This is a genomic window from Kiloniella laminariae, from assembly GCF_027214005.1.
Taxonomy (GTDB): domain Bacteria; phylum Pseudomonadota; class Alphaproteobacteria; order Kiloniellales; family Kiloniellaceae; genus Kiloniella; species Kiloniella laminariae_A.
On record NZ_JAPWGY010000001.1, the window covers coordinates 70,643 to 92,670 of the forward strand.

The following is a 22,028-nucleotide window of genomic DNA, read 5'->3' on the forward strand; positions in this document are numbered from 1 at the left end:
CGAGAGTAGAAGAGCGCTTGTGACCGGGCCCTTATCGGCAGCAGTCCAGGACTGCCTGTGCAAAAGCTTCCGGATCCTGCAACATCATCAGATGCCCTGTATCCGGGATAACAATGTCTTGTGTTGCCATTTCCCGAACCCATTTCGGGACATCCCAGCCTGCAGCAGAATTTTCCCCTGCGATAAGGCCGAAGGGCAGATCCGAGATCATAAGCTCCTTGATGATTTCAAGATATTCGGGATCATCAGTGGCCTGAACCACGGCTCTGGCTTCAGCCTGGATGGTGGAGGCGGGCTGGTTATCGAGCCAGGCCCGTGCCAGTGCTGAGGTCCAGTCGGTTATTTCAACACCGGATCCTGTTAGCCAGTTATCGGCATCGGCTTTGTAATCCGTAAGAATTTTCTCGACTTCCGACAGAGGCATCCGGGAAATCTGTTCCGACCAGAAGGCATCTTTCAATGTGAAGTTTCCTTCGACAGAAGTCAGCGAGGCAACAAAGTCCGGTCTTTTTCCAGCGATGAGAACCGACACGGCCCCACCAACTGAATGGCCCACCAGGTTAACCGGGCCAAGGTTGTGTGTTTGTATATAGTTGACGATGTGTTCGGCCTGATCGGCCAGGACAAGATTGTTAGTTGGCTGTTCCGTAAACATTCCATAACCAATCAGATCAGGGGTATGGATTTCGATATCATGCTTGGCAAAGGGGAGCAGGACCTGAGGCACTCTGAGGTGTCCGAACAGGCCATGAACAAAGAGGATTGGACGCATCATTGGATAACTCTTTGGCGAACAGAGAGGGGGAAATAGTCGACTGGATCAAGATGATAAACGAGAAAAATTCTGATTAAAAATATTTGTTTTTTAACAATATTGATACAAAAATGAATTAATGGGAGGAGCGATGACAGATTGGGATGATTACCGATATTTTCAGGCTGTGGTCACGCAAGGGAGTTTCTCTGCTGCGGCCAGAGCGCTGGATGTTACACAGCCGACGATCGGTCGAAGGATTGGCGCGCTCGAGGCACGTTTGGGACAGGAGCTTTTTGAACGTGATGGAAAGTATGTGCGGCTGACGGGTTATGGACGTCTGCTTGCCCAGCGTATCGAGCCCATGGTAGCCAGCGCGGGACGGCTGGAACGAGAACTGGAAGGCTTTGGTGATAGCCTGCTCCCTCCAGTACGCCTGACATCAACAGACGGGCTTGCGTTATATTGGCTCCCCGAGGTTCTGGCTGACTTTCACCTGAACGAACCGGATATTCCTTATTTGTTAACTCCGGGGAACAATTTTGAGGATGTTGCCCGCCGGGAAGTTGATATTGCCTTTCGCACCGGAGGAGGCGCGACGACTGGCTTGCTTGAAGTGCCGCTGTTGGAACTGGAATATGGCCTCTGGGCATCTGAAACATACCTTGAGCGGCGCGGGCGGCCTGCTTCTGCAACAGATCTCGAAGATCATTTGCTGATTGCCTTTTCAGAGAGGTACATGGGGCTGGATACCATGCAGTTGTTCCGGCCTGAACAGCTGGCGAAAAATATTGTCTTTCGGTCTGATAATGTGGCGGTGCAGGCACGTGCCGCCCAGGCGGGCTTGGGTATTGCCTTCCTGCCGGACTACCTTGCTGTCCAACAGGAAAAGCTGATCCGGATTCCCTGGCCCTCGGCGCTGGTCTCTACAGGCATTACCATGCTTGCTCACCCCAGCGCACTGGAAAGTCCCTCGATCAGCAAGGTCTGGAACTATCTGTTGTCACTCAGGGGCAAATTGACTATCGCGCATGCATAGCCTTTTCAATGTCCCCGGCAAAGTCGACATCGCAGGCACCACCACCCTGGGTTCTTCCTCCGAGAGGTCCGAGGGGATCTCCGCCTGCCATAATCTCTTCAAGGTAAATCTCTGCATCTGATTGCGGGCGGTATCCCAACCAGTCGACATGACTGTTGTCGACGCGGGAACGGGTATTGTTGGAGACACCATAAACCCGGAAGAAATGAAACTCGGGTGCGGTGAGGCACTGTTCGAAGAGATGCAGGGCATCCTGGTGACTGAGCCAGGTAGAGAGCATACGCTGGTCAGTTGGTTTCTCCTCAAAAGAAGCAATCCGTACGCAAGCAACCGACAGACCGAATTTATCGGCATAAAGACTGGCAAGTGATTCCCCAAAAGCTTTGGAAACGCCATAGAAACCACTGGGCCGCAACCGGGCCTCATCGGTGATGGTCGTTTCAAGAGGATGAAAGCCTACGGCCTGGACCGAACTGGCGAAGATGACACGCTTTATCTTCTCAATCCGCGCTGCCTCGAACAGGGTATGTGTCAGCTGATAGTTGAGGGGAAAAATTACATCCCATGGAGCTTCTTCAGGATAGGCGGCGAGATGGATAACACTGTCCACGCCCTTCATCGCTCCGGTCATGGCGTGAAGGTCAACGGCGTCGATTTGGTAATGCTCTTCCCTTTCGGCGACATCCCCCAGCGCTGATTTGTCTACCAGCCGAAGGATCCGGTGCGGAGAGGCAAGCCCTTCCCGAAGAACACGGCCAATACGTCCGGCAGCACCGGTGATCAAAATTCGTTCCATTGTTTTACTTTCGCTCATGTCTTGTTGTGTTCTTTTCCGGCAGGAGGATCTTATCCTGCATAGCGGTTCATGGGCATCCCGGATACCCCGGGTTTGAAGCTGAAAAGCCCGCCGGCAAGCGGCTGGTCCCGTAATTCGGCATCGGAGAGGTCTTCAAGGGCTGTCGTGATGAAAAGTGTATCCAGATCCTTGCCCCCAAAACAGCAAGAGGTAACATTGGCGACAGGCAGCTCTATAACCTGCAGAACAGTGCCATCGGGAGCATAGCGGGTAATACAGGCACCAGCAAAGTGGGCACTCCACAGGCAACCTTCGACATCAACGGTTGCACCATCGGGGCGTCCTTTGCCTGAAGGGACCGTGGCAAAAACACGCTCGTTGGCAAGGTCGCCGCTCTCAAGGTCATAGTCAAAGGCGAGGATCTGTAGTGTCGGAGTATCGGTGAAATAGAATGTTTTTCCGTCCGGGCTCCAGGCAAAGCCGTTGCTGGTTTTTACGCCGGAGCGGATTTTTTTGACCACGCTGGCCGGGTCCGGTCCCTGGCCCGGATCGAGGCGGTAGACGGCAGCAATGGGTTGACGCAAAGCCGGGTCCGAAACTTCGTGAATACTGCCGCACCAGAAACGGCCACGGGGATCACATTTGCCATCGTTCATCCGGTTGGCAGGTAAGGCTATTTCAGGGGTCGCAAGAAGATCAAAACTTTCGGTCTGGAGGTCAACCAGGGCAAAACCTTCTCTGCCTCCGGTGATAAAACCCGGTGCATTCGCCCTGAGCGCGAGCGCACTGATTTCAGCGCGTACGGGCCACCGGGTGAGTGTTCCTGTGTCTGGTACCAGCCGATAGACCTGACGTTCTGTGATGTCAGTCCAGTAGAGGACCTGTTCCCGCTCGTCCCAAAGAGGACATTCACCCAAGGTGTTTTTTACCTGAGCGATGCAGACAGGGCTATTGTGCATTATTGGAACCTTCGATCGCGGTTGACGATTTCACCAATTCTGGACAGGGCCAGATCGATGTCATCTGTCGAGAGATCCTTGTGGGTGGCGAAGCGCAAACGATTGCCCTTTGGCGGCAAAACGAGGACGGCTTCCCGGGTCAGGATCTCGTGAAATTTATCCGGTTTTGGCAAGTGGTCCGGCAGATAGGCCATGACAATATTGGTTTCAATGGCGGGCAGGTCGACCACCAGCCCCAGAGAGCAAAGACCTTGTGCCAGTCGCATGGCATTTGCATGGTCATCGGCCAGCCGGTTAACATTCTGCTGAAGGGCAAAAAGTCCGGCAGCGGCAAGGACACCGGCCTGCCGCATACCGCCGCCGACCATCTGCCGCCAATGACGTGCCTCCTCGATAAAATCTCGGTCTCCAGCGATCATGGCCCCACCGGGTGCGCCCAATCCTTTGGAAAGGCAAAAGGAAATGCTCTGTAACGGGGCAGCAAGTTCCGAAGGCTTGACGCCAAGGGAGACAACAGCATTGAAAAATCTGGCCCCGTCCATATGGAAGGTAAGGGAACGCGCATTGGCGAAGCAACGCAAATCCTGCAGGTAGGCAAGATCAAGACAGCGTCCCCCCTCGCCATTATGGGTGTTTTCTATGGCGATCAGCTTCAGGCGTGGATTCAGGACAGAAGGGCGTTGGCCCGGTGAAGAGATCGGCCAGGTTTTCTCCAGTTCCGAAAGCGGGTATCTGCCGTCGGGTGTCGCCATGGGATAGGATGTTATGCCACAGATCGAAGCCAGGTGCCCGGTTTCGTTCAGGTGGAGGTGGGAGCTGCTGCTGACCAGCGCCGCGCTGCCCGGTGGCACCTGTGCCCTGACGGAAAGAAGGTTTCCCATGGTCCCGCTGAGGACAAAAAGAGCAGCCTCCTTGCCCAGCAGTTCTGCTGTATAGTCCTCGAGAGCACGGATTGACGGATCTTCGCGATAATAATCATCCCCGACTTCTGCTGCGGCCATGTGCGTGCGCATGGCCTTGCAAGGTGTCGTCAGGGTGTCGCTTCTGAAGTCGATTGGGCGCAAGTGGCGGGTCCTTGTCAGTATTGTTTTCGACGCCAGTATTGCGGAATGGGGGTGATGGTATTAAACAAAATTCTGGATAAAATGAAATTTTGGATCATTATTGTTAATTTTTTGACTAACAATTTCAATATACAGAAAAGGAGGAGGTGTGGGAAAACGCGGGCAAGGTCTGGATCAGATTGACCGGAAGATCCTCAATGCGTTGCAGCGGGATTGCCAAATGCCGAATATTGATCTGGCAGAACTGGTTGGCACCTCTGCGCCGTCCTGTACACGGCGGGTTCGTCGGCTGAGAGCCGAGGGCTATATCGAGCGCGAGATCGCGTTGGTCAATCCGGAAAGAGCCGGAGACACTCTGGTTGCCATTTCTGAGGTCCGGTTGAACAATCACAACCGCCAGGCACGCGACCAGGCCATCAGGGTGATCCAGAATATCCCAGAGGTCATGATCTGTTATAATGTCACCGGAGATCACGACCTGATGTTTATCTCGGCCCTGACCGATATGACCGATTTTGAAGCGAAGATAACCGAGCCACTGACCAGCTTGCCCGAGATCCGTTCGATCAACAGTTATTTCGCGATCAAACGTATCAAGTTTGAACCGTTTCTGAACTTCGACGAAGGACGGTAGAAAAAAGGCTTGGACTAACTACCATACTTTTTCTTCTGATAGGCTGCGTCGGCAGTGGTCAATGTCCATTCGACCAGATGTTTTGTGACTTTGCCCAGTGCCTGATCAAAGGCTTCAATGATTTTGTCGAGTTGATCGGCTGTCGCTGGAATCCGTGCTTCGAAAGAGTTCGAGCCAATGATGTTGCGACGGGGCATCTGGACGATTTTTGCGTTGATGGTGATCAGGACAGTCGGGCTGCCATCAAAGTACTGGGTCTGGAATTCCCGTAGCTCGGTCTTGAGGATAAAGTCGGACCGCAAGCCGACGGTTTCCCGGCCAACCGAGATAATTTTCCGGGTATTCTCAAAGGATTCAACCAGCAGGCTCTGGATCATGACCGAGGCTTTGTCGACCCAGCCGGCATTGGCGTAATATTCCATCTGGTTGGGTTGGCGCTGCAGGGCAATCTTTGTGGTGTTGAGGCTGGCATTGGCGGTGGTTTGTTCCAACACCAGTTGCCAGGGAACAGTTGGCAGGTTGGGATCAAAAGTGCTTTTGGGCGACAGACGATAGAGATCAGGCAGAGGCCCTTGCCCGGGGATCAGAGAGGCGCAGGCTGCGGTTGTCCCTGCGAGTGGCAAAAGAGAAGCGAATTTCAGGAAGGTACGGCGGTTGTGCATGGCGATCTCGTCTCTTTAGGCGTGGGCTTCTTTTGACAGTCTAAAGGAAAAAGATCCTTCAGCGGAAATTTTTCCTTTAACAGGGATTACTGGAAAGGGGGCTGGCTTACTGCGAAGTTTCGTATCCCTTTTGTTTATCCCCGAAAAAGAACCGGGCGGGGTCACGCTCGATTTCAGCAGTAAGATGTTGCAGATCCTCGACCAGCTTTCTTGATTCAGACAGAAGATTTGAAAATTCATAAAGACCACTGGAAGTGAAGTCCTGAATGGGTTCGCGATTTTCACGAATAAGGGCTTCGACCTGGTCGCTGGTTTTGGCAAAACTCTGGGCTGTGCTTTGCAAGTCTTTGACCAGAGAACGAATTTCCGGACTGCTGTCTCCCACGACCGAGTTAATGGTGGTTGCGGCCTTGTCCAGCGCTGATACAGCATGGTTGGCCCGGGTAATGAGATCCTTGCTTCCGGATTGAAGGTCCGCTGTGAGATCTTTTACCGAAGCGGACATTTCTTTCAGGTTTTTTGCTGTTGTAGAGGTATCGTCAATCATGGTTGCTATCTGGTTTTCCCGTTCAGCCAGCGCCTGTGTCAGACTGCGGATATGCACCAGAGTATCCGCGATATTCTGACGATTCTGGTCGTTGAGAAGATCGTTGCCTCTGGAAACAAGGACATTGGTATTTCCCAACAGTTCAGGGGCACCTTTGATCAGCTTGTCCAGGGCAGAGCTGCCAGAACGAATGACGGGATAGCCATAAGGGCCTTTTTCTGTCAGAGGGCCTGCTTCGTTGGTTCCCATATTGAGCAGAACAGAACGGACACCTGTAATGCCTTCAAGCTGGAGTATGGCGACGGTGTCTGTCATAACCGGGGTGGTGTGATCGACCTCGATCAGGATGACAATTTCCTCGGCTGGTTTATCCGGCGAGAGTTCGACATCAACAACTTCTCCGACACTGACACCGCGAAAGCGCACCGCACTACCGGATTTCAGCCCGGTGACATCACCTTGATAGATGATGTTGTAGCGCGTGAAGACTTGGTCAGACTGGAATTTTGCCAGCCAGATGACAAAGCCCATCGCGCCGAGCATAAAGGCGATGACAAAAACACCTACGATCATATGGTTGGCACGGGTTTCCATAAACTGTCCTTCTTGGCTATGACTTGCCTGATTGGTCGCTGTAACTTAAGAAAAAGCTCATCAGCTCTGTGATGAGGTTGCTTTCTGGCTTTGGCTTGCATGTGACCGGGTTGCTGCCCGTCCACGAGGCCCGTCAAAATACTCCTTGATCCAGGGATCCGGCTCTTTTGTCAGTTCTGCTATGGTGCCAACCTTGATACGTTTGTTCAACAGCACACCGATCCGGTTGCAGATGGCATGCAGGGAATCAAGATCGTGGGTGATCATGACCACCGTGAGGCCCAAAGCAGTTTGAAGATCGGATATCAACTGGTCAAATTGTGCTGCACCAATCGGGTCCAGCCCCGCCGTAGGTTCGTCAAGAAACACGATATCCGGGTCAAGTGCCAGGGCGCGGGCAAGGCCGGCGCGTTTGCGCATGCCGCCGGAGAGTTCTGAAGGGTACTTGCCACCAGCATCGGCAGGGAGACCTGCAAGGGATATTTTAAGGGCAGCAATTTCCTTGAGAAACGATATCGGAAGCCGGGTATGTTCCTTGAGAACCGCTTCTATATTCTGGGATACTGTCAGGGAGGAGAACAGGGCACCGTCCTGAAACAAAACCCCCATACGCTGGCGCAGGCGGTTGAGCTCGTCCAGACGAAGCCGATCAACATCCTGACCAAGAATAGAAATGGTCCCCGCAGTTTTCTGGTTCAGGCCGACAATGGTTCGCAGCAGGACAGATTTTCCCGTGCCGGAACCGCCGACAATACCCAGAACCTCTCCTTTGCGGATATCAAGAGTGAGCGCCTCATGGAGAACATGAGAGCCGAATTGGTTCCGGATATCAGTCAGGGAAATAATGATGTCTTCTTGCGAGGTCGCTGCAGGCATCTCTTACACCCCGAGAATGGAAAAAAGGATCGAGAGCATGGCATCAAGAACAATAATCAGAAAGCTGGCCTCGACCACTGACCGGGTTGTCTGGCGGCCAACTGATTCTGCACTGCGGCTGACCTGTAATCCTTCGTGGCAACCAATCAGGGCAATGATAAAGGCAAAGATTGGCGCCTTGATCATGCCGACAAGGAAATCGCCCAGCTTTGCCGCATCCTGCAGATGGCGGAGATATTGAAATAGCGAGAGATCCAGTGTGACCATCGTCATGGCCGCACCGCCGATCAATCCCATAATATCTGCATAGAATGTCAGAAGCGGCAGGACCAGAACCAGCCCGAATATTCTCGGTAAAACCAGTGTTTCAATCGGGTCGAGACCGATTGTACGCATGGCGTCGATTTCTTCGTTGACCTTCATGGTGCCGATCTGGGCGGTAAAGGCACTGCCGGAACGCCCGGCAACAATAATAGCTGTCAGCAGAATGCCCATTTCGCGCAGAACACCGACGGCAACAAGATTGATGGTAAAGATCTGTGCCCCGAAGCGTTCCAGCTGATCTGACCCCTGAAAGGCCAGAACCACTCCGATCAGAAAAGAGATCAGGCCAACAATTGGCAGTGCATGAAGTCCTGCCTGTTCCATCTGGGCGATCAGGGAAGTAAATCTGATCCGACCTGGATGGCGTATCTGGCGCAAAGAGGCTGAAATCACCAGTCCCAAGAAGGCGATCAACTCGCCGGCTTTGTTACAGAGCTCGAGAAAATGCCGCCCCGTTTCTGCAAAGAAAACAGCGATACCTTGCCTTTCCTGCGCTGCAGGTATGGTCTTGCTGTGGTGTTCCTCTATGGCCGAGATGATCCGTTTGACGGGATCCGGTATATTCTCAAGGACTGTATCTTTGCCACTTTCTTCAAGCCGGTTTCGAAGCTTTTGCAGCAGCAAAGCCCCGGCGCTATCCATAATTTCAACATGCTGGAGGTTGAGAACAACGCTGGTGCCCTGCTTGATTGGTAATGTCTCTATCAGAGGGAGAAGTGTGTTCAGCTCCTGGGTTATCCAGGAACCGGACAGTTGTATGGCAGTCTGGTTTTTGTCTTCTGATATCTGAAATCGGGGAGTGGTCAAGTTGGGGCGCGCCGCAAGGTTGTTGAATGATAGGGGTAGTCTAGATCAACTGCGGGTGTTTGCAAAAGCATCGTTTTTCTCCCTGTTGCGCGGAGGCACAACAGGTTTTCTGCTTTGCTATTTCAGCTTACACCGCTGCGCTCAGGATTTTATCGGTATCAGATCCGCCACTTAAAAAGGCCGAGTGTACCCGGCGAGCATAACTGAGATCTGCCAATCGCTTGTTTGAGAGAGTCTTGTCATGGCGCCCGGTTGCACCGAGAACAAATGGCTGTATCAACTCAGGGGGAGCCGGAACAACCCGCTCATCTCTAGGGAGCTCAACCTCAGCCAGGGTGAAATAGGTCTTCCCTTTGTGTTTTAAAAAATCGACATCCCATGTAAGACCATCAACGATGAACTTGTAACGGACTTTGTGGATATCGAGTTCCCGAACTGACCAAAGCGCGGCAAAATCCTCTTTCGCAATATCTGTCTCTACCTCGACCACATCATCACCGACCCGGTGTTTATAGGTATAGATATAACGGATTCTGCCTGTTTTGAGATCGGTCCATTCCCGGACTCTTGAGCCCTTGCGAATATAGCCCTGTTTAATGGAAACACGAAAAAAATCAGATGCTTGCAATTCTGTTTCCAAGACGCCGTCAGGGTCATGAAGGGCAAATTTGTATTCGTTTTCTACCGGCATATCACGCCATTCCCAAGGGATACCACGAACTTTCATTACTCTGTTTTACAAGCTTATGCCAGTTCAAGAGAGTCATGTCATAATAGTTTCATATTTGGGTATTCGCAAAATTCAACGAGTTAACCATATTGTCATGCTTGCAAGGTTATAGCAGATGATCCAGATTGTCGGGGTGTTTGCTGGGGCTATTCCCTGATTGATGTATGTTGATGTTCGTAATTGGTATTCCTTCCAGAATGAAATTTGTTTTAATCTTCCAGATATTTTTTCTTTCGCTTTCCTCATTGGTCCAGGCCAGTCACGAGACGCTCAAGGCTGTGGTCCCACTTGAAAAACCATGGGGATATGTTGATGAAAAAGGACAGTTGGTCGGTGTCGTCGTCGAGTATTTTGATGCTCTTTCAAAGGAACTCGGAGAGCCTATTGAAGTACATGCCGTGCCGGAAAAAAGGTTGAAATATGGATTGGAAAAAGGCTTGTACGACCTTTCTGTCATGTTCTGGCAAGAAGGGATGCAAGAGGTTTTAACACCTGTTATGCCGACAGTACGACTGGACAAAATGGTGATTACCCACAAAGATCTGGTGCTCCAGTCGGATAAAGACATCCTGGGTCTGAAGATGGCTGTGGTCAGGGGATCCAATAGCGGAAGCTGGATTGATCGCAGCGACAAAATCGAAAAAATTGGAACGGCGAATTATACCGAAGCTCTTTGGCTCATGAAGCAAAAGCGGGTTGAGGCTGTTATCGGAACACTGCCTGTGCTGGATGCTGCAATCGAGCACCACAAGATGTCCTGGGAAGATTTTAGTAAACCCTATTTTCTCAACTGTCGCGTTGTCTGGCTGGTCGCGTCGAAAAAATCCTGGCAACGGGTACATATCTCTACCTTGGCAGCAGCTGCAAAACGTCTTTCCAAAAGCGACCAGTGGGAAGCGTTAAAAGGGAAGGCGTCCGGTAAATCTCTATTATGGTTAAGTGATCATAATCATCTGCCTGACGCTGGGAAGTGATGATCCATTTCCTGGTCACGAACAGAAGAAAGCACATGTCGGGGTCTTTTTGCTTTCTATTGTACTTAAGTCGGAAGTAACATCCGGGGAAAAATCTGCTAAGCTGTTGTCGCTTTTCTAAAACATCCAGCTTTTGTGCTGTGGGGTCAGTCTTTGTCCTTCTGGTCACCAGGCAGAAAATCGCAATGAAAAGCTCTATCTGCTTCGGGAGTCGGCGAAGCAGGCAAGGGTGCCCTTACTGATCAATGTCAGGAAATATGAGCCGTGAGTGTGAAGCAGCAGAATATGAAGCGAAAGGCTGGAGAAGCTGATGTTGCTGAACTTCTGTCTGAAAACCTGCATCTCGGCATTTTTAACAATTTTGCAGTCAAGCTTATCGGCATTCCGACGAAAGCAGAACTCGCGTGGTTTGTGGCCAGGGAAGTCGTACAACGCTTTGGTTTTGTCGATTGTGTAGTCTACTATCTTGAACCGGATGGAACCCGGCTTCGCCAAATGTCTGCGATTGGGGAGAAAAATCCCGAGAGCGATACCATTTTTAATCAGCTTACAATTCCGATCGAGAATGGCATCGTCGGCAGTGTTGCGCGCTCAAAAGTGCCGGTTTGTATCGATGATATCAGAAAAGATCCCCGGTATATCGTGGATCTGGAAGGCATGCGCTCTGAAATCTGTGTACCGCTGCTGGGGCATGACAATCAGCTTTTGGGGGTGATTGACTGTGAAAACCCAAATCCGGGCTGGTTCGGCGACAATCACCAGAAAATTCTGACCACCATTGCTGCCATGATGAGCGCCAAGCTCATGTTGTTGGACAAGGAACAGGCGCAGAAGCGGGTTGAGCTTGAGCTTTTGCTGGCAAAGGAAGCTGCTGAAGAAGCCAATGCTGCAAAAACAGCCTTCCTGGCCAATATGAGCCATGAATTAAGAACACCCCTGAATGCGATCATCGGGTTTTCCGATTTTATCACCGGGGAATATCTCGGAGAGTTGGGAAATGAAAAGTACCGGGATTATATCGGATCTATAAATTCGGCCGGAAAACATCTTCTCGATCTTATCAATGATATTCTTGATACAGCCAAGGTGGATTCAGGCACCGTTATACTCAATGAAGTGGCCTGTGATCTGACTCAACTGCTTGAGGAGGCCCTGGTCGTTATTTCTGGCGACCCAAAAGCGAACGAACTACAGGTGAGTTATACCGTTGCGGGAGGTTGTCCGGTTTTGTGGGCTGATGCGCGTTGTGTGAAACAGATACTTTTCAACCTCTTGTCAAACGCAGTCAAGTTTACGCCAGCTAAGGGCAAGGTGAGCGTGCATGCAGAGGTGACTGAGCAGAAGGCGATAACCCTTATTGTCAAGGATACGGGGATTGGAATTGCCGAGGAAAACCTTTTGCGGGTGGCTCAACCCTTTAACCAGGTTCATGATGACTATCTGATTAAATCTCCGGCCAGGGGAACGGGCCTTGGGCTTCCTCTGGCAAAAAAACTGGCCGAATTGCACGGCGCGGTTTTTTCTCTGGAAAGCAAAGTCGGGCAGGGCACAAAAGTTGTGGTGTCTTTTCCACCAGAACGTTCCCAAATTCGACAGACTGATTAAATACTGTTTCCAGAATTAATGCAGGCCTTGCTTTAATCCGGGGATAAAAGGTTATTCCCTTCTTGTTTCTTACGGCCTGTTTCTTGCGGCCTGTTTCTCACAGACGATTTCCGTCGCGCGTTTCCCTAAACCCATGGATACTTATGGATTTTCAGATGTTGTTTGAATACAGCTATGGCTTTTATCTTGTCGCAGCAATTGCTGTTCTGATCACCGGAATTTCAAAAAGCGGCTTTTCTGGCGGTATCGGCGCCTTGACGGTTCCTATGATGGCGCTGTTTGTGTCACCGCTGAAGGCGGCAGCAATCATGTTGCCGATCCTCTGCTTTATGGATCTGCTGAGTATTCTTGCCTATCGGAAAAATTGGCATGGACGCAACCTGGTTCTGTTGCTTTCAGGGGCTTTGCCCGGGATCGTGATTGGTACGCTGACCTTCAGCTATGTTGATCCGGATAACGTACGCTTGTTGCTGGGGGTGGTGACGCTGGTTTTTGGATTAAGTTATTTTGTAACACGGCAGAAAGTCGAGGCTGTCGCTACTGAGCCCTCAACGCCGCTTGGACTTGGTTGTGGTCTGCTTTCTGGCTTCACCAGCTTTGTGGCACATGCGGGAGGGCCCCCTGTGAAATACTTTTTGTTACGACAGCGTATGGACAAGACTCTTTTTGTCGGCACCAACGTTGTCTTTTTTCTGGTGGTCAATCAGGTCAAGATCATTCCCTATGCCTGGATTGGTCAGTTTTCGACAGAAAATCTTCTGCTCTCGCTGGTGTTTGCGCCTTTGGTTCCGCTTGGGATCTGGCTTGGCTTGAAGTTACACAAGGTCCTCTCGCCCGAGCTTTTTTATAAAATAAGCTATCTCATGATGGTGGTCGCGGGAATCAAGCTGATCTATGACAGCTTTGCTTGAGAAAATCTGCTGCAAAAAAAACCCGGGCAACGGCTGTGACCTGTTGCCCGGGTTTTGGTTATTTGTGTTGTTGGAAAGAGGTTAAAGGCCGGAAATGATTTCACCGTACCGTTTGCTCAGGACACGCAGGCGGCTGTCGAAGTCACTTCGGTCAACATAACAGCCCCGCAGATGTCGTGCACCTGTCGCATCAAAAGCCTTCCGCCCGTGCATGACGCGTCGATTGTCAAAGATACAGAGATCACCAGATTTCATCTTGATTGAAATGACGAAACGGCGGTCGTTGATCAGGATCATCAATCTGCGGAAGGCAAGGTAGAAACTTTCCATGATGTCTTCGTCCATGTCGAAGGTATCTACCAGATGCGGGCTGTACCGCAGCTCTACCAGATGACCGTTCTCATCGACATTGATAATCGGATGGCGGCTGCGGATATCTGTTTCGCTATCGTGAAAGCGCATGGGGACGGTAACAGTACTTAACAGCTTGAAAGCTTCGGGATCGGTTGCCTTTAATTCTTCGATAATTCTGAAGCCATCTGCATAAGTGGATTCTCCCCCCCGGCTGTCATTGACCAGGCAATGGAGAAACTGGAAGCCAGGGGGAATTTCCTGATTGATCAGATCGATGTGCAGAGGCAACCCTTCAGAGGTGTAGGCATTGTTGATCGGGTTGGCGACAGATCGCACATTGAATATCTTGCCAAAATTTGTTTCTCGCAAAAAGGCAATGCGTTGAGCGACATCGGTTATGCCTTCGTCATTGCAGGGAACATTTCGCACATAGGAGATCCCGTCGCGCTTGACTGCTTTGAGCCAATCGAACAGGACCCGGTCATCGCGCATGAGATCTTCGTACTGGATCTCATAGATACGATCACGCATTTCCACACCCCAGGGCTCGGCCCATTTCTCGGGTGCAGATTTGAAATCGGGTGAATAGGCATGATCATAGAGCCACTGCAAGCGATAGACGCTTTTGTGTGCATCTTCTGACCACGAGACATAGAGATGCTCTTCATCGAAACTTGAGGCGACAGCATGGATGTCGGGACTGACCGAGGTCAGGTTGAAAAGGCGTTCTTCTGTCGAGGGATGAAATCCGCTGGGACAATTGTCGCGAAGCCATAGATAGTGGTAGGTGGCTTTTTTGCCATCTGCCCAGACAATTTTCAGGGCATGACCTGTCTGTTCAAGCGACTGTATTGTTATGCCGGAATAGGTTAAAGGCACGGCAGAATTCATGATCTCACTCCGTTAATGCGCTTTGTCGTACGATTGGCCATAGACAAAGTTATCTAGATTTTCTTCTGTGAATTTGAACCTCTTCGCACAGGGGGAAAAGTGATATTATTTTACTGATCGTTCAGTTTTTCTCTTAAATCAGAAGAGCTTCCTGTTATATGACACGGCTCTTTGATTGCCTAGAAAGACGCAGCGGTGTTACGATGGAAACAGTCACAAGAGTCGGGGAACGACACCATGAAAGAAGCCAATTCCGTCCTGTCATCCTATAGCACCACAGTCTTCGAAGTCATGTCCCGCCTGGCGCTGGAACATGATGCAATCAACCTGGGTCAGGGCTTTCCGGATGAAGATGGGCCAGAGGATCTTCGGCGGGTAGCCGCCGAAGCACTGATTGCCGGACCAAACCAGTATCCACCGATGATGGGACTGCCGGTATTGAGGCAGGCGGTGGCCAGTCACGACAAAAGATTTTATGGATTGAATCTGGATTGGCAAACCGAGGTGATGGTGACTTCAGGGGCAACGGAGGCTCTGGCCGATTGTCTGCTCGGTTTGATCGAACCGGGGGATGAAGTCATTGTGCTTGAACCCTATTACGACTGTTATCTGCCGTTGATCAAACGTGCCGGGGGGATTCCCAAGGTGGTTCGAATGAGCCCTCCGGACTGGAAACTGCCGCTGGAAGAGCTGGAAGACGCTTTTACGCAGGACACCAAACTGATCATGATCAACAGCCCCATGAACCCCGTGGGCAAGGTTTTCAGCTGGGATGAACTGGAAGCACTGGCAGAGATGTGCTTGCGTTATGATGTCTTTGCCGTTTGTGACGAGGTTTATGAACATCTGGTCTTTGGCGGGCAGAAACACTATCCCCTTTTGACACTTCCGGGGATGCGGGATCGAACGGTCAGAATTGGCTCTGCTGGAAAAAGCTTTGCGTTGACCGGCTGGAAGGTTGGCTACATCTGTGCTGCTCCTGAGGTTCTGGCACCGATTGCCAAGGCGCATCAATTCAACACCTTTACGACTGCCCCGCATTTGCAAAAGGCTGTAGCGGAAGGGCTGGCCAAGGACCGTGCCTATTTTGACGGCCTGATCAAAGAACTGCAGGGTAAGCGGGACTATCTCTCGAAGGAGCTTGCTGCCATGGGGTTCAAGGTTTTGCCCTGTGAAGGCACATTTTTTGTGACCGTAGATTTTTCCGGGCTGTATCGCGGTACTGACGAGGCATTCTGCCGCCACATCACTACCGAAGCCAAGGTTGCAGCTGTCCCCATTAGTGTGTTCTACGAAATGGAAGGTCCAACCCAAATGGCCCGTTTTTGCTTCAGCAAAAAAATGTCTGTGCTAGAAGAGGCCGTCAGACGTTTGAAAGGGCTGTTTTCGTAAATCACAATTTCTTGTGACATTACGGGAGGAATCAGAGGATCCGGCGCAGGATTTTGGCCATGCCCTGAATTCCTGCCGGTATCTCTTCCTCTGGTGTTCCGGCAAAACCGATCATGAAGCCCTTTCGGCGATAAGGCCGGATACAGTAATAATCAATGTTGTTCACGGCATAGCCGGCCTGGCGCAAGATGTCTTCGATCTCTTGCGCGTCCACGTGATCTGGCAGCCAGGCATTACAGTGAAAGCCCTGCTCTACAGGAGAAATGTTGACCAGGCCTTTCAGATGTTCTTCGGCGGCGGCGAGAAGGACTTTTTGTCGTTGGTCATAGATCTTGCGCATCTTGCGCATATGCGTGGCGAAGAAACCTTCGTTGATAAAGTCGGTGATGACCTGCTGGATCAGTTTTGGTGTTGACCGCTGCATGATGGTCGAGGCATGGGCAAAAGCTTCTGACATGGAGCCGGGAACAATCATATAACCCAAGCGAATCCCTGGGTAGAGGATCTTTGTAAAGGAACCGACGTAAAGAACGCGTCCACTCTTGTCGAGGCCTTGCAGTGCGGCGAGAGGGCGCCCGGTATAGCGAAACTCGCTGTTGTAATCATCTTCGAATATCCAGGCGTCATTCTGCTGGGCCCAGTCCAGCAGTTCGATCCTTCGGGTCAGGGGCATGCGACAGCCCAGGGGATGCTGGCTTGAGGGCGTGACATAGGCGAGCTTTACGGGCTTGTCTTTGTGTTCTGGCGGACAGAGTTCAGGATTGAAGCCATGTTCATCGAGAGGAACCGGAACGACATTGGCGCCGCTGCCCTCGAAGACGCAACGGGCTGCCATGTGCCCGGGATCTTCCATCCAGACTGCATCGCCTGGATCCAGAAGCAACTGGCTGATCAGGTGCAAGGCGGATTGTGTTCCTGAGGTGATGATCACCTGTTCAGGGGTACAGCGAATGGATCGGGAGGTTTTCAGATAGCTGGAGATTGCTTCGCGCAGGGGCATAAAGCCGCCCCGGTCTGCATAGGTCAGGTCAGCCGGGGTCGGGCGACGCTGGTAGCGGTTGGTCAGACGGGAAAAGACGTCGTGAGGCAAAAGCTCGTAAGCCGACTGACTGGGTCGAAAAGTATAGATCCCCTCTGGTTCGTATTGGTGCGGCAGGTCGGCATACCCCTGTCCCCGGCGGGAAAGCTTGAGATCGGGCGCTTCCACGTCCTGCTGGGGATCGTCCTCGTCGATCGACTGATAAAAATCGGTCATTGCCGGTAAATGATGTGACACGTAGGTTCCTGCGCCGCGCCGGGTTTCGAGAAAGCCCTCAGAGATCATCTGCTCTATGGTGTTGATCACAGTGGTTCTGGATATACTCAGTTCAGTGGCAATTGTTCTGCTGGCAGGAAGTTTAATTCCAGGCGGGAGGTCGCCGGAGAGGATCAGGCGGCGTATGCCGGTATAGAGCTGGCGGTAAAGCGGACTGAGGGAATTCGGGTCCAGTTTGATCCCGTCCAGCAGGGCTCCTGATGCAAATTTTGCCATAATAAAACGCTTGTTGTTGAATTGGTATTATAGCACGCCGGATAATGGATCTTAAAGAGGTGCCAATCTTTGTGTAATATTTCTTTAACAATAAAGCCGCAAGCAATTCCGCTTAAAAACTTTTTTGCAAACAAAGTTCAATCTGATTGTAATACATGCCTGTTAGGTCTGATTTTACAATGCCATGACGCTGTGTGTAAGGCGTTAACAGGACTTTGAAAGCAATTGTTCGGTGAAAATAAAGGGGCTTGTCCCGTGACGCATTCGAACATGCGCATGATATCAACATGGAGGTATTTTTATGAAATCTGCAAAAACCACGCTTTCCCTGAAGAAGGCGATTCTGGGTGTAACAGCCATCGTCGGATTGGCATTTTCTGCTCAGGCTCAGGCTGAAGAACTGAGACTGCTGACCTGGGGTGGTTATGCCCCTGATGCTGTTGTCGAGCAGTTTAAAGCCGAAACCGGGATTGACGTGAAAGTCACAAAATCCAACAACGAAGAAATGATTGCCAAGCTCCGCGCGACAGGCGGCGGCGGTTTCGATTTGGCCCAGCCAAGCCAGGACCGTATTTCCGGTGCGCAGATCGAAAACCGGATCTACAAGCCGATGGATCTGTCCAAGATCGACAGCAGCCAGTTCATTTCCTCTATGCTTGAAGCAACAAAAGCCAACACGACTGTTGACGGCGAAGTTTACGGTGTTCCGCATGTCTGGGGAACAAGTGGTCTGGTTCTCGACACCAAAAAAGCTGGTGATGTGAAAGACTATGCCGACCTTTGTAACGAAGCTCATGCCGGTAAAGTTTCTTATCGTCTGAAGCGTCCTACCCTGATCGGTTTTGCTTTCTCTATGGGCATGGATCCTTTTGAGGCCTATGGCGATACAGCAAAATATCAGGAAATCATGGACAAGGTTGAAGCCAAGCTGATTTCCTGTAAGGCCAACGTGAAGACCTATTGGGAAGGTGGCGATGCACTGCTGAACCTGGTTCGTTCCGGTGAAGTTGTCGCTGCTATGGCATGGGATACTGGCGGCTGGAAACTCAACGGTGACAATCCTGATGTGACTTTTGTTGCGCCAGCATCCGGTGCGCTTGGCTGGATCGATACCTTTGCTCTGCCACGCAAAACCGAAAACGAAGAAGCGGCATACAAGTGGATCAACTTTGTGATGCGTCCTGAAATTGCTGCGCAGATCACTGCCGAAGCTGGCAACTTTACAGCTTCCAAAGGGGCCGATGCCTTTGCTGAAGACAAGCTGAAAGCCCAGTTCCAGGCCAGTTTCCCTGAGCAGGATCTGAACAACATCAAGTGGTATCCGACTGTTCCTGCTGGACTGGAAACCATTGAAGGTAAAGTTCTGGATCGTGTAAAAGCGGCTTCTTCCAACTAAGCAAGCCAGTTAACACGGTTACAATTCTGGCTTCCCCCGGTCTTGCAAAAGATCGGGGGTCTTGCCATCACCGGCCCTGTTCCGGTTCAATCCCCAACACGTCCGGCTATGAAAACGGCCTCGCTTTCGTCAGGTAATGATGCCCGAGGCCAGATAACTAGGTATAAAATATGAGCACTCAACTGGATCTTGAATGTCGTCAGGTCGTGAAATCCTTTGGAAAATTCACCGCTGTTGACAATGTTTCTCTCGAAATTCCGCAAGGATCATTCTTTTCGATCCTCGGACCAAGTGGCTGCGGTAAAACCACCCTGCTGAGAATGCTGGCAGGCTTTATCGAACCCACCACGGGTGACATTCGCATCAAGGACAAGTCCATGTTGGGCGTGCCACCGAATAAACGTCCTGCCAATATGGTGTTTCAGCATCTCGCCCTGTTCCCGATGATGAATGTGGCCGAGAACATTGCCTATGGACTGAAGCGCCGCAAGATGGGGCAGGCAGAAATAGATCGCAAGGTTGCGGATGTGCTTGAGCGCGTCAGCTTGCCGGATGCGGGTGCCAAGCGCATTGAGCAGCTTTCCGGTGGACAGCGCCAGCGTATCGCCATTGCCCGTTCGCTGGTTCTTGAACCAGCCTTGCTGTTGCTTGATGAGCCTCTTGGCGCCCTGGACCTCAAGTTACGTGAACACATGAAGGTGGAACTCAAACAGCTTCAACATGAAGTCGGCACTACTTTTGTCTATATCACGCATGATCAGTCAGAAGCACTGGTGATGTCTGATAATGTGGCTGTGATGAACGAAGGCCGGTTTGAGCAGGTTGGTACACCACAGGATCTTTATTATAACCCCTCAACGGCTTTTGTTGCCGGATTTGTCGGCGATGCCAATCGTTGGGAAGGACGGATCGAGGCTCTGGATGGTGCCCAGGCGATGGTTGCCCTTGACGAAGGTGGTGTGATTGCGACGTCTTTTGCGCCGGGTACTTCTTTTGCGGTCGGAGAAAATGTCGATCTTTTTGTTCGCCCGGAAGCGATAGTTATTGAACGGAGCAAGGCGGCGCAGGAAAAAGCACGCCTTTCTGGTGGCAAAAACACCCTTTCAGGAGTGGTGCAGAATCTCTTGTTTGATGGGGCCAACAGCCGGGCACTGGTTCGGGATCAGGCAACCGGGCATGAGGTAATGGTCTCTTTGCCACAAACCGGAGCCTTTAGTGATCTGAAACCAGGTGAGGCGCTGGTCCTGTCGTGGGATGTTGAAAAGACCCGTGCTTTTAAAGCGATGAAGGCTGCCAGACAGGGAATTGCAGCATGAGTAGTGTGAGTACCTTGTCTGCAACAGAGGGGCAGGAAAGAAAAATACCGATTATCAAGCTTGGTACCTTCCTGCTTATGCTGCCGCTTCTTCTGTGGCTTTTTCTCCTGATCATCCTGCCACATGTCGACCTGCTGATGGTATCCCTGCGCGAGAAGCTCGGCTATCGCGAATATGCTTTCAGTTTCCAGAACTACATCGAATTCTTTACGGAACCGCTTTACTGGAACACCTTTGTCCGCACTGCGGTTATGTCGATTATTGCCACAGTAATCACGCTTATTGTCGGTTTTCCCATTTCCTATTATATCGCCAAGGTGATGAAGGGAAAAAAGCGCAGTCTTTTGTTTATGATGTGTCTTATTCCTTTCTGGGTGTCCGAGCTTGTCCGGACTTTTGGCTGGATGATCCTGCTGCGTGAAAGTGGTGTGATCAGCAGCTTCCTGCAGTGGGCAGGTATTGTCGATGGGCCGGTTGAGATGCTTTATAACGATGCCTCTCTGATGGTCGGACTGGTTTACACATCGATGCTTTTCATGGTCGTGCCCCTGGTGTCGGTTCTCGATACGCTCGATGACAGCCTGATCGAGGCGGGATATGATCTGGGCGGGAATACCTTTAATATCCTGCGGGAAATTGTGATTCCCCATGCCATGCCGGGTATTGCGTCGGGCTGCATTGTGGTCTTCATGTTGACGCTGGGGAACTATCTGACACCGACGCTGCTGGGCGGCAAGGATGGCTTGTGGTTCACCGAACAGATCTATAACCAGTTTATCACCCGTTTTAACTGGGAATCAGGCTCGGCCTTTGGCTTCCTGTTACTGATCCTCTCTTCTGCAATTGTTTTTGTAGGCTTGAAATTAAGCCGGCAGACGCTTGCCGATACTGTGAAATAGGGAGCGGGACAATGATACCATCCATACCACAATCCAAGTTCAGCACCCGGCTTTATGCCGCTTATGTCACGCTGTTCTTTCTCTATCTGGCGGCTCCTCTGGTCGTGGTCGGGGTCTTCGCATTCAACGACAGCCTTTTCCCTTCCATGCCCTGGAACGGGATAACCTTTGACTGGTTCCTGGGTACAGAATCTCCCCGCGTTGGTGTTTTTCATGATTCACAGCTTCTGGAGAGTATCGGCTACTCTGCCTTCATTGCGATCTGCGTGACCTTGATGGCTGTCGCCGTAGGGACCTGTAATGCTTTCCTGTTCGAGCGCCACTCTTTCCCTTTCAAGAATATTCTCTACATCGTCGCCCTGATGCCATTGGTGGTGCCGGGGGTGATTCTGGGGATTTCCATGCTGGTTTTTGCCAACTCTCTGGTGAACGGCATTGAGGATCTGTTCGGGTTTGAGCTGGATATATTACGCCCGGGCCTGTTCCTGGTAATCCTCGGACAATTTGCCTTTGTCACAACGATTACGACGCTGGTGATTTCTGCCCGTTTGCGCAAGTTTGACACCAGTCTGGAAGAGGCTGCGCTTAATCTCGGGGCGACCAAGTGGGAAGCGGTACAGACCATTACCCTGCCGTTTCTCAAGCCTGCGATGATCGGTGCAGGGATTGTCTGTTTTCTGATGTCGTTTGAAAACTTCAATACCACCCTGATGCTGGTGGGCTCAGATTCTCCTTTGACGATCACCATGTTCGATCGCCTTAAACAGGGATCTACTCCTGCTTTGAATGCGGCATCTCTGATGCTGATGGTGGTCTCCGGCGGGCTGGCCCTGATTTCTGTTTTTGTCCAACGTGATCGTACGGCTGCACCGGAATAAAAAGCTTACTGAGGGACACGTCGCTCCCACGATGTCTGGCCGGGCTTGATCGCCCGGCCTTTTTTTTGACCTTCGTTTTTCACAAAAATATCCTG

21 protein-coding genes are annotated in these 22,028 nt (G+C 51.2%); 10 read left to right on the plus strand and 11 right to left on the minus strand.

The features are described 5' to 3' along the window. Window positions 1–31 precede the first annotated feature (31 nt). Window positions 32–775: an alpha/beta fold hydrolase gene (locus O4H49_RS00330; RefSeq protein WP_269421415.1), complete on the minus strand. Its 744-nt coding sequence runs from the start codon at window positions 773–775 to the stop codon at window positions 32–34. Window positions 776–905: 130 nt separating this feature from the next. Here O4H49_RS00330 and O4H49_RS00335 point away from each other — a divergent pair, with 130 nt between their 5' ends. Next, window positions 906–1,793, plus strand: coding sequence for a LysR family transcriptional regulator (locus O4H49_RS00335; RefSeq protein ID WP_269421416.1), 888 nt, complete (start codon window positions 906–908; stop codon window positions 1,791–1,793). On the opposite strand, the gene O4H49_RS00340 is transcribed toward O4H49_RS00335, so the two are convergent. The 3 genes from O4H49_RS00340 to O4H49_RS00350 are packed head-to-tail and all read right to left on the minus strand — an operon-like array spanning window position 1,777 to window position 4,612. Continuing rightward, window positions 1,777–2,607, minus strand: coding sequence for an NAD-dependent epimerase/dehydratase family protein (locus tag O4H49_RS00340; RefSeq protein WP_269421417.1), 831 nt, complete (start codon window positions 2,605–2,607; stop codon window positions 1,777–1,779). The genes O4H49_RS00335 and O4H49_RS00340 overlap by 17 nt on opposite strands. A 32-nt stretch (window positions 2,608–2,639) precedes the next feature. Next, complete coding sequence (locus O4H49_RS00345; RefSeq protein WP_269421418.1) at window positions 2,640–3,548, minus strand: SMP-30/gluconolactonase/LRE family protein; 909 nt, start codon at window positions 3,546–3,548, stop codon at window positions 2,640–2,642. Then, window positions 3,548–4,612 carry a threonine aldolase family protein gene (locus tag O4H49_RS00350; RefSeq protein WP_269421419.1) on the minus strand — a complete coding sequence of 355 codons (1,065 nt, stop codon included), beginning with the start codon at window positions 4,610–4,612 and terminating at the stop codon, window positions 3,548–3,550. The genes O4H49_RS00345 and O4H49_RS00350 overlap by 1 nt, the downstream gene beginning before the upstream one ends. Before the next feature lie 148 nt (window positions 4,613–4,760). Between O4H49_RS00350 and O4H49_RS00355 the strand changes: the two genes are divergently transcribed. Continuing rightward, complete coding sequence (locus O4H49_RS00355; protein ID WP_269421420.1) at window positions 4,761–5,246, plus strand: Lrp/AsnC family transcriptional regulator; 486 nt, start codon at window positions 4,761–4,763, stop codon at window positions 5,244–5,246. A gap of 14 nt (window positions 5,247–5,260) precedes the next feature. Here the strand turns inward: O4H49_RS00355 and O4H49_RS00360 are convergent, their stop codons facing one another. The 5 genes from O4H49_RS00360 to O4H49_RS00380 all read right to left on the minus strand — a co-directional run bounded on the left by O4H49_RS00360 (window position 5,261) and on the right by O4H49_RS00380 (window position 9,747). Next, window positions 5,261–5,908: an ABC-type transport auxiliary lipoprotein family protein gene (locus O4H49_RS00360; RefSeq protein ID WP_269421421.1), complete on the minus strand. Its 648-nt coding sequence runs from the start codon at window positions 5,906–5,908 to the stop codon at window positions 5,261–5,263. Between the two features lie 106 nt (window positions 5,909–6,014). Continuing rightward, window positions 6,015–7,049: an MlaD family protein gene (locus O4H49_RS00365; RefSeq protein ID WP_269421422.1), complete on the minus strand. Its 1,035-nt coding sequence runs from the start codon at window positions 7,047–7,049 to the stop codon at window positions 6,015–6,017. Window positions 7,050–7,109: 60 nt separating this feature from the next. After that, entirely contained in the window at window positions 7,110–7,925 is an 816-nt protein-coding gene (locus tag O4H49_RS00370; protein ID WP_269421423.1) for an ABC transporter ATP-binding protein, read from the minus strand. A gap of 3 nt (window positions 7,926–7,928) precedes the next feature. Next, window positions 7,929–9,056 (minus strand): MlaE family lipid ABC transporter permease subunit, encoded by a 1,128-nt coding sequence (locus tag O4H49_RS00375; protein ID WP_269421424.1) that lies wholly within the window; start codon window positions 9,054–9,056, stop codon window positions 7,929–7,931. Between the two features lie 127 nt (window positions 9,057–9,183). Beyond that, window positions 9,184–9,747 carry a hypothetical protein gene (locus tag O4H49_RS00380; RefSeq protein ID WP_269421425.1) on the minus strand — a complete coding sequence of 188 codons (564 nt, stop codon included), beginning with the start codon at window positions 9,745–9,747 and terminating at the stop codon, window positions 9,184–9,186. A 236-nt stretch (window positions 9,748–9,983) separates the two neighbouring features. Here O4H49_RS00380 and O4H49_RS00385 point away from each other — a divergent pair, with 236 nt between their 5' ends. The 3 genes from O4H49_RS00385 (at window position 9,984) to O4H49_RS00395 (ending at window position 13,276) form a co-directional block, all read left to right on the plus strand. Next, a complete protein-coding gene (locus tag O4H49_RS00385) occupies window positions 9,984–10,760 on the plus strand; it encodes a substrate-binding periplasmic protein (RefSeq protein ID WP_269421426.1) in 777 nt (258 codons plus the stop codon). 264 nt (window positions 10,761–11,024) lie between these two features. Then, window positions 11,025–12,365, plus strand: a complete 1,341-nt coding sequence (locus tag O4H49_RS00390; protein ID WP_269421427.1) for a GAF domain-containing sensor histidine kinase — start codon at window positions 11,025–11,027, stop codon at window positions 12,363–12,365. 155 nt (window positions 12,366–12,520) lie between these two features. Continuing rightward, window positions 12,521–13,276, plus strand: coding sequence for a sulfite exporter TauE/SafE family protein (locus O4H49_RS00395; RefSeq protein WP_269421428.1), 756 nt, complete (start codon window positions 12,521–12,523; stop codon window positions 13,274–13,276). 81 nt (window positions 13,277–13,357) lie between these two features. On the opposite strand, the gene O4H49_RS00400 is transcribed toward O4H49_RS00395, so the two are convergent. Further along, window positions 13,358–14,521, minus strand: a complete 1,164-nt coding sequence (locus tag O4H49_RS00400; protein WP_269421429.1) for a TauD/TfdA family dioxygenase — start codon at window positions 14,519–14,521, stop codon at window positions 13,358–13,360. A gap of 237 nt (window positions 14,522–14,758) precedes the next feature. Between O4H49_RS00400 and O4H49_RS00405 the strand changes: the two genes are divergently transcribed. Beyond that, on the plus strand, window positions 14,759–15,913 hold the full coding sequence (locus tag O4H49_RS00405; RefSeq protein ID WP_269421430.1) for an aminotransferase: 1,155 nt from the start codon (window positions 14,759–14,761) through the stop codon (window positions 15,911–15,913). Between the two features lie 31 nt (window positions 15,914–15,944). On the opposite strand, the gene O4H49_RS00410 is transcribed toward O4H49_RS00405, so the two are convergent. Next, window positions 15,945–17,444 carry a PLP-dependent aminotransferase family protein gene (locus O4H49_RS00410; protein ID WP_269421431.1) on the minus strand — a complete coding sequence of 500 codons (1,500 nt, stop codon included), beginning with the start codon at window positions 17,442–17,444 and terminating at the stop codon, window positions 15,945–15,947. Window positions 17,445–17,745: 301 nt separating this feature from the next. On the opposite strand from O4H49_RS00410, the gene O4H49_RS00415 reads away from it, so the two are divergent. The 4 genes from O4H49_RS00415 (at window position 17,746) to O4H49_RS00430 (ending at window position 21,933) form a co-directional block, all read left to right on the plus strand. Continuing rightward, window positions 17,746–18,840 (plus strand): extracellular solute-binding protein, encoded by a 1,095-nt coding sequence (locus tag O4H49_RS00415; protein ID WP_269421432.1) that lies wholly within the window; start codon window positions 17,746–17,748, stop codon window positions 18,838–18,840. Between the two features lie 170 nt (window positions 18,841–19,010). Continuing rightward, window positions 19,011–20,156, plus strand: a complete 1,146-nt coding sequence (locus O4H49_RS00420) for an ABC transporter ATP-binding protein (RefSeq protein ID WP_269421433.1) — start codon at window positions 19,011–19,013, stop codon at window positions 20,154–20,156. Further along, window positions 20,153–21,055: an ABC transporter permease gene (locus O4H49_RS00425; protein WP_269421434.1), complete on the plus strand. Its 903-nt coding sequence runs from the start codon at window positions 20,153–20,155 to the stop codon at window positions 21,053–21,055. The genes O4H49_RS00420 and O4H49_RS00425 overlap by 4 nt, the downstream gene beginning before the upstream one ends. Window positions 21,056–21,066: 11 nt before the next feature. Beyond that, on the plus strand, window positions 21,067–21,933 hold the full coding sequence (locus O4H49_RS00430) for an ABC transporter permease (protein ID WP_269421435.1): 867 nt from the start codon (window positions 21,067–21,069) through the stop codon (window positions 21,931–21,933). The last annotated feature ends 95 nt before the right edge of the window (window positions 21,934–22,028 follow it).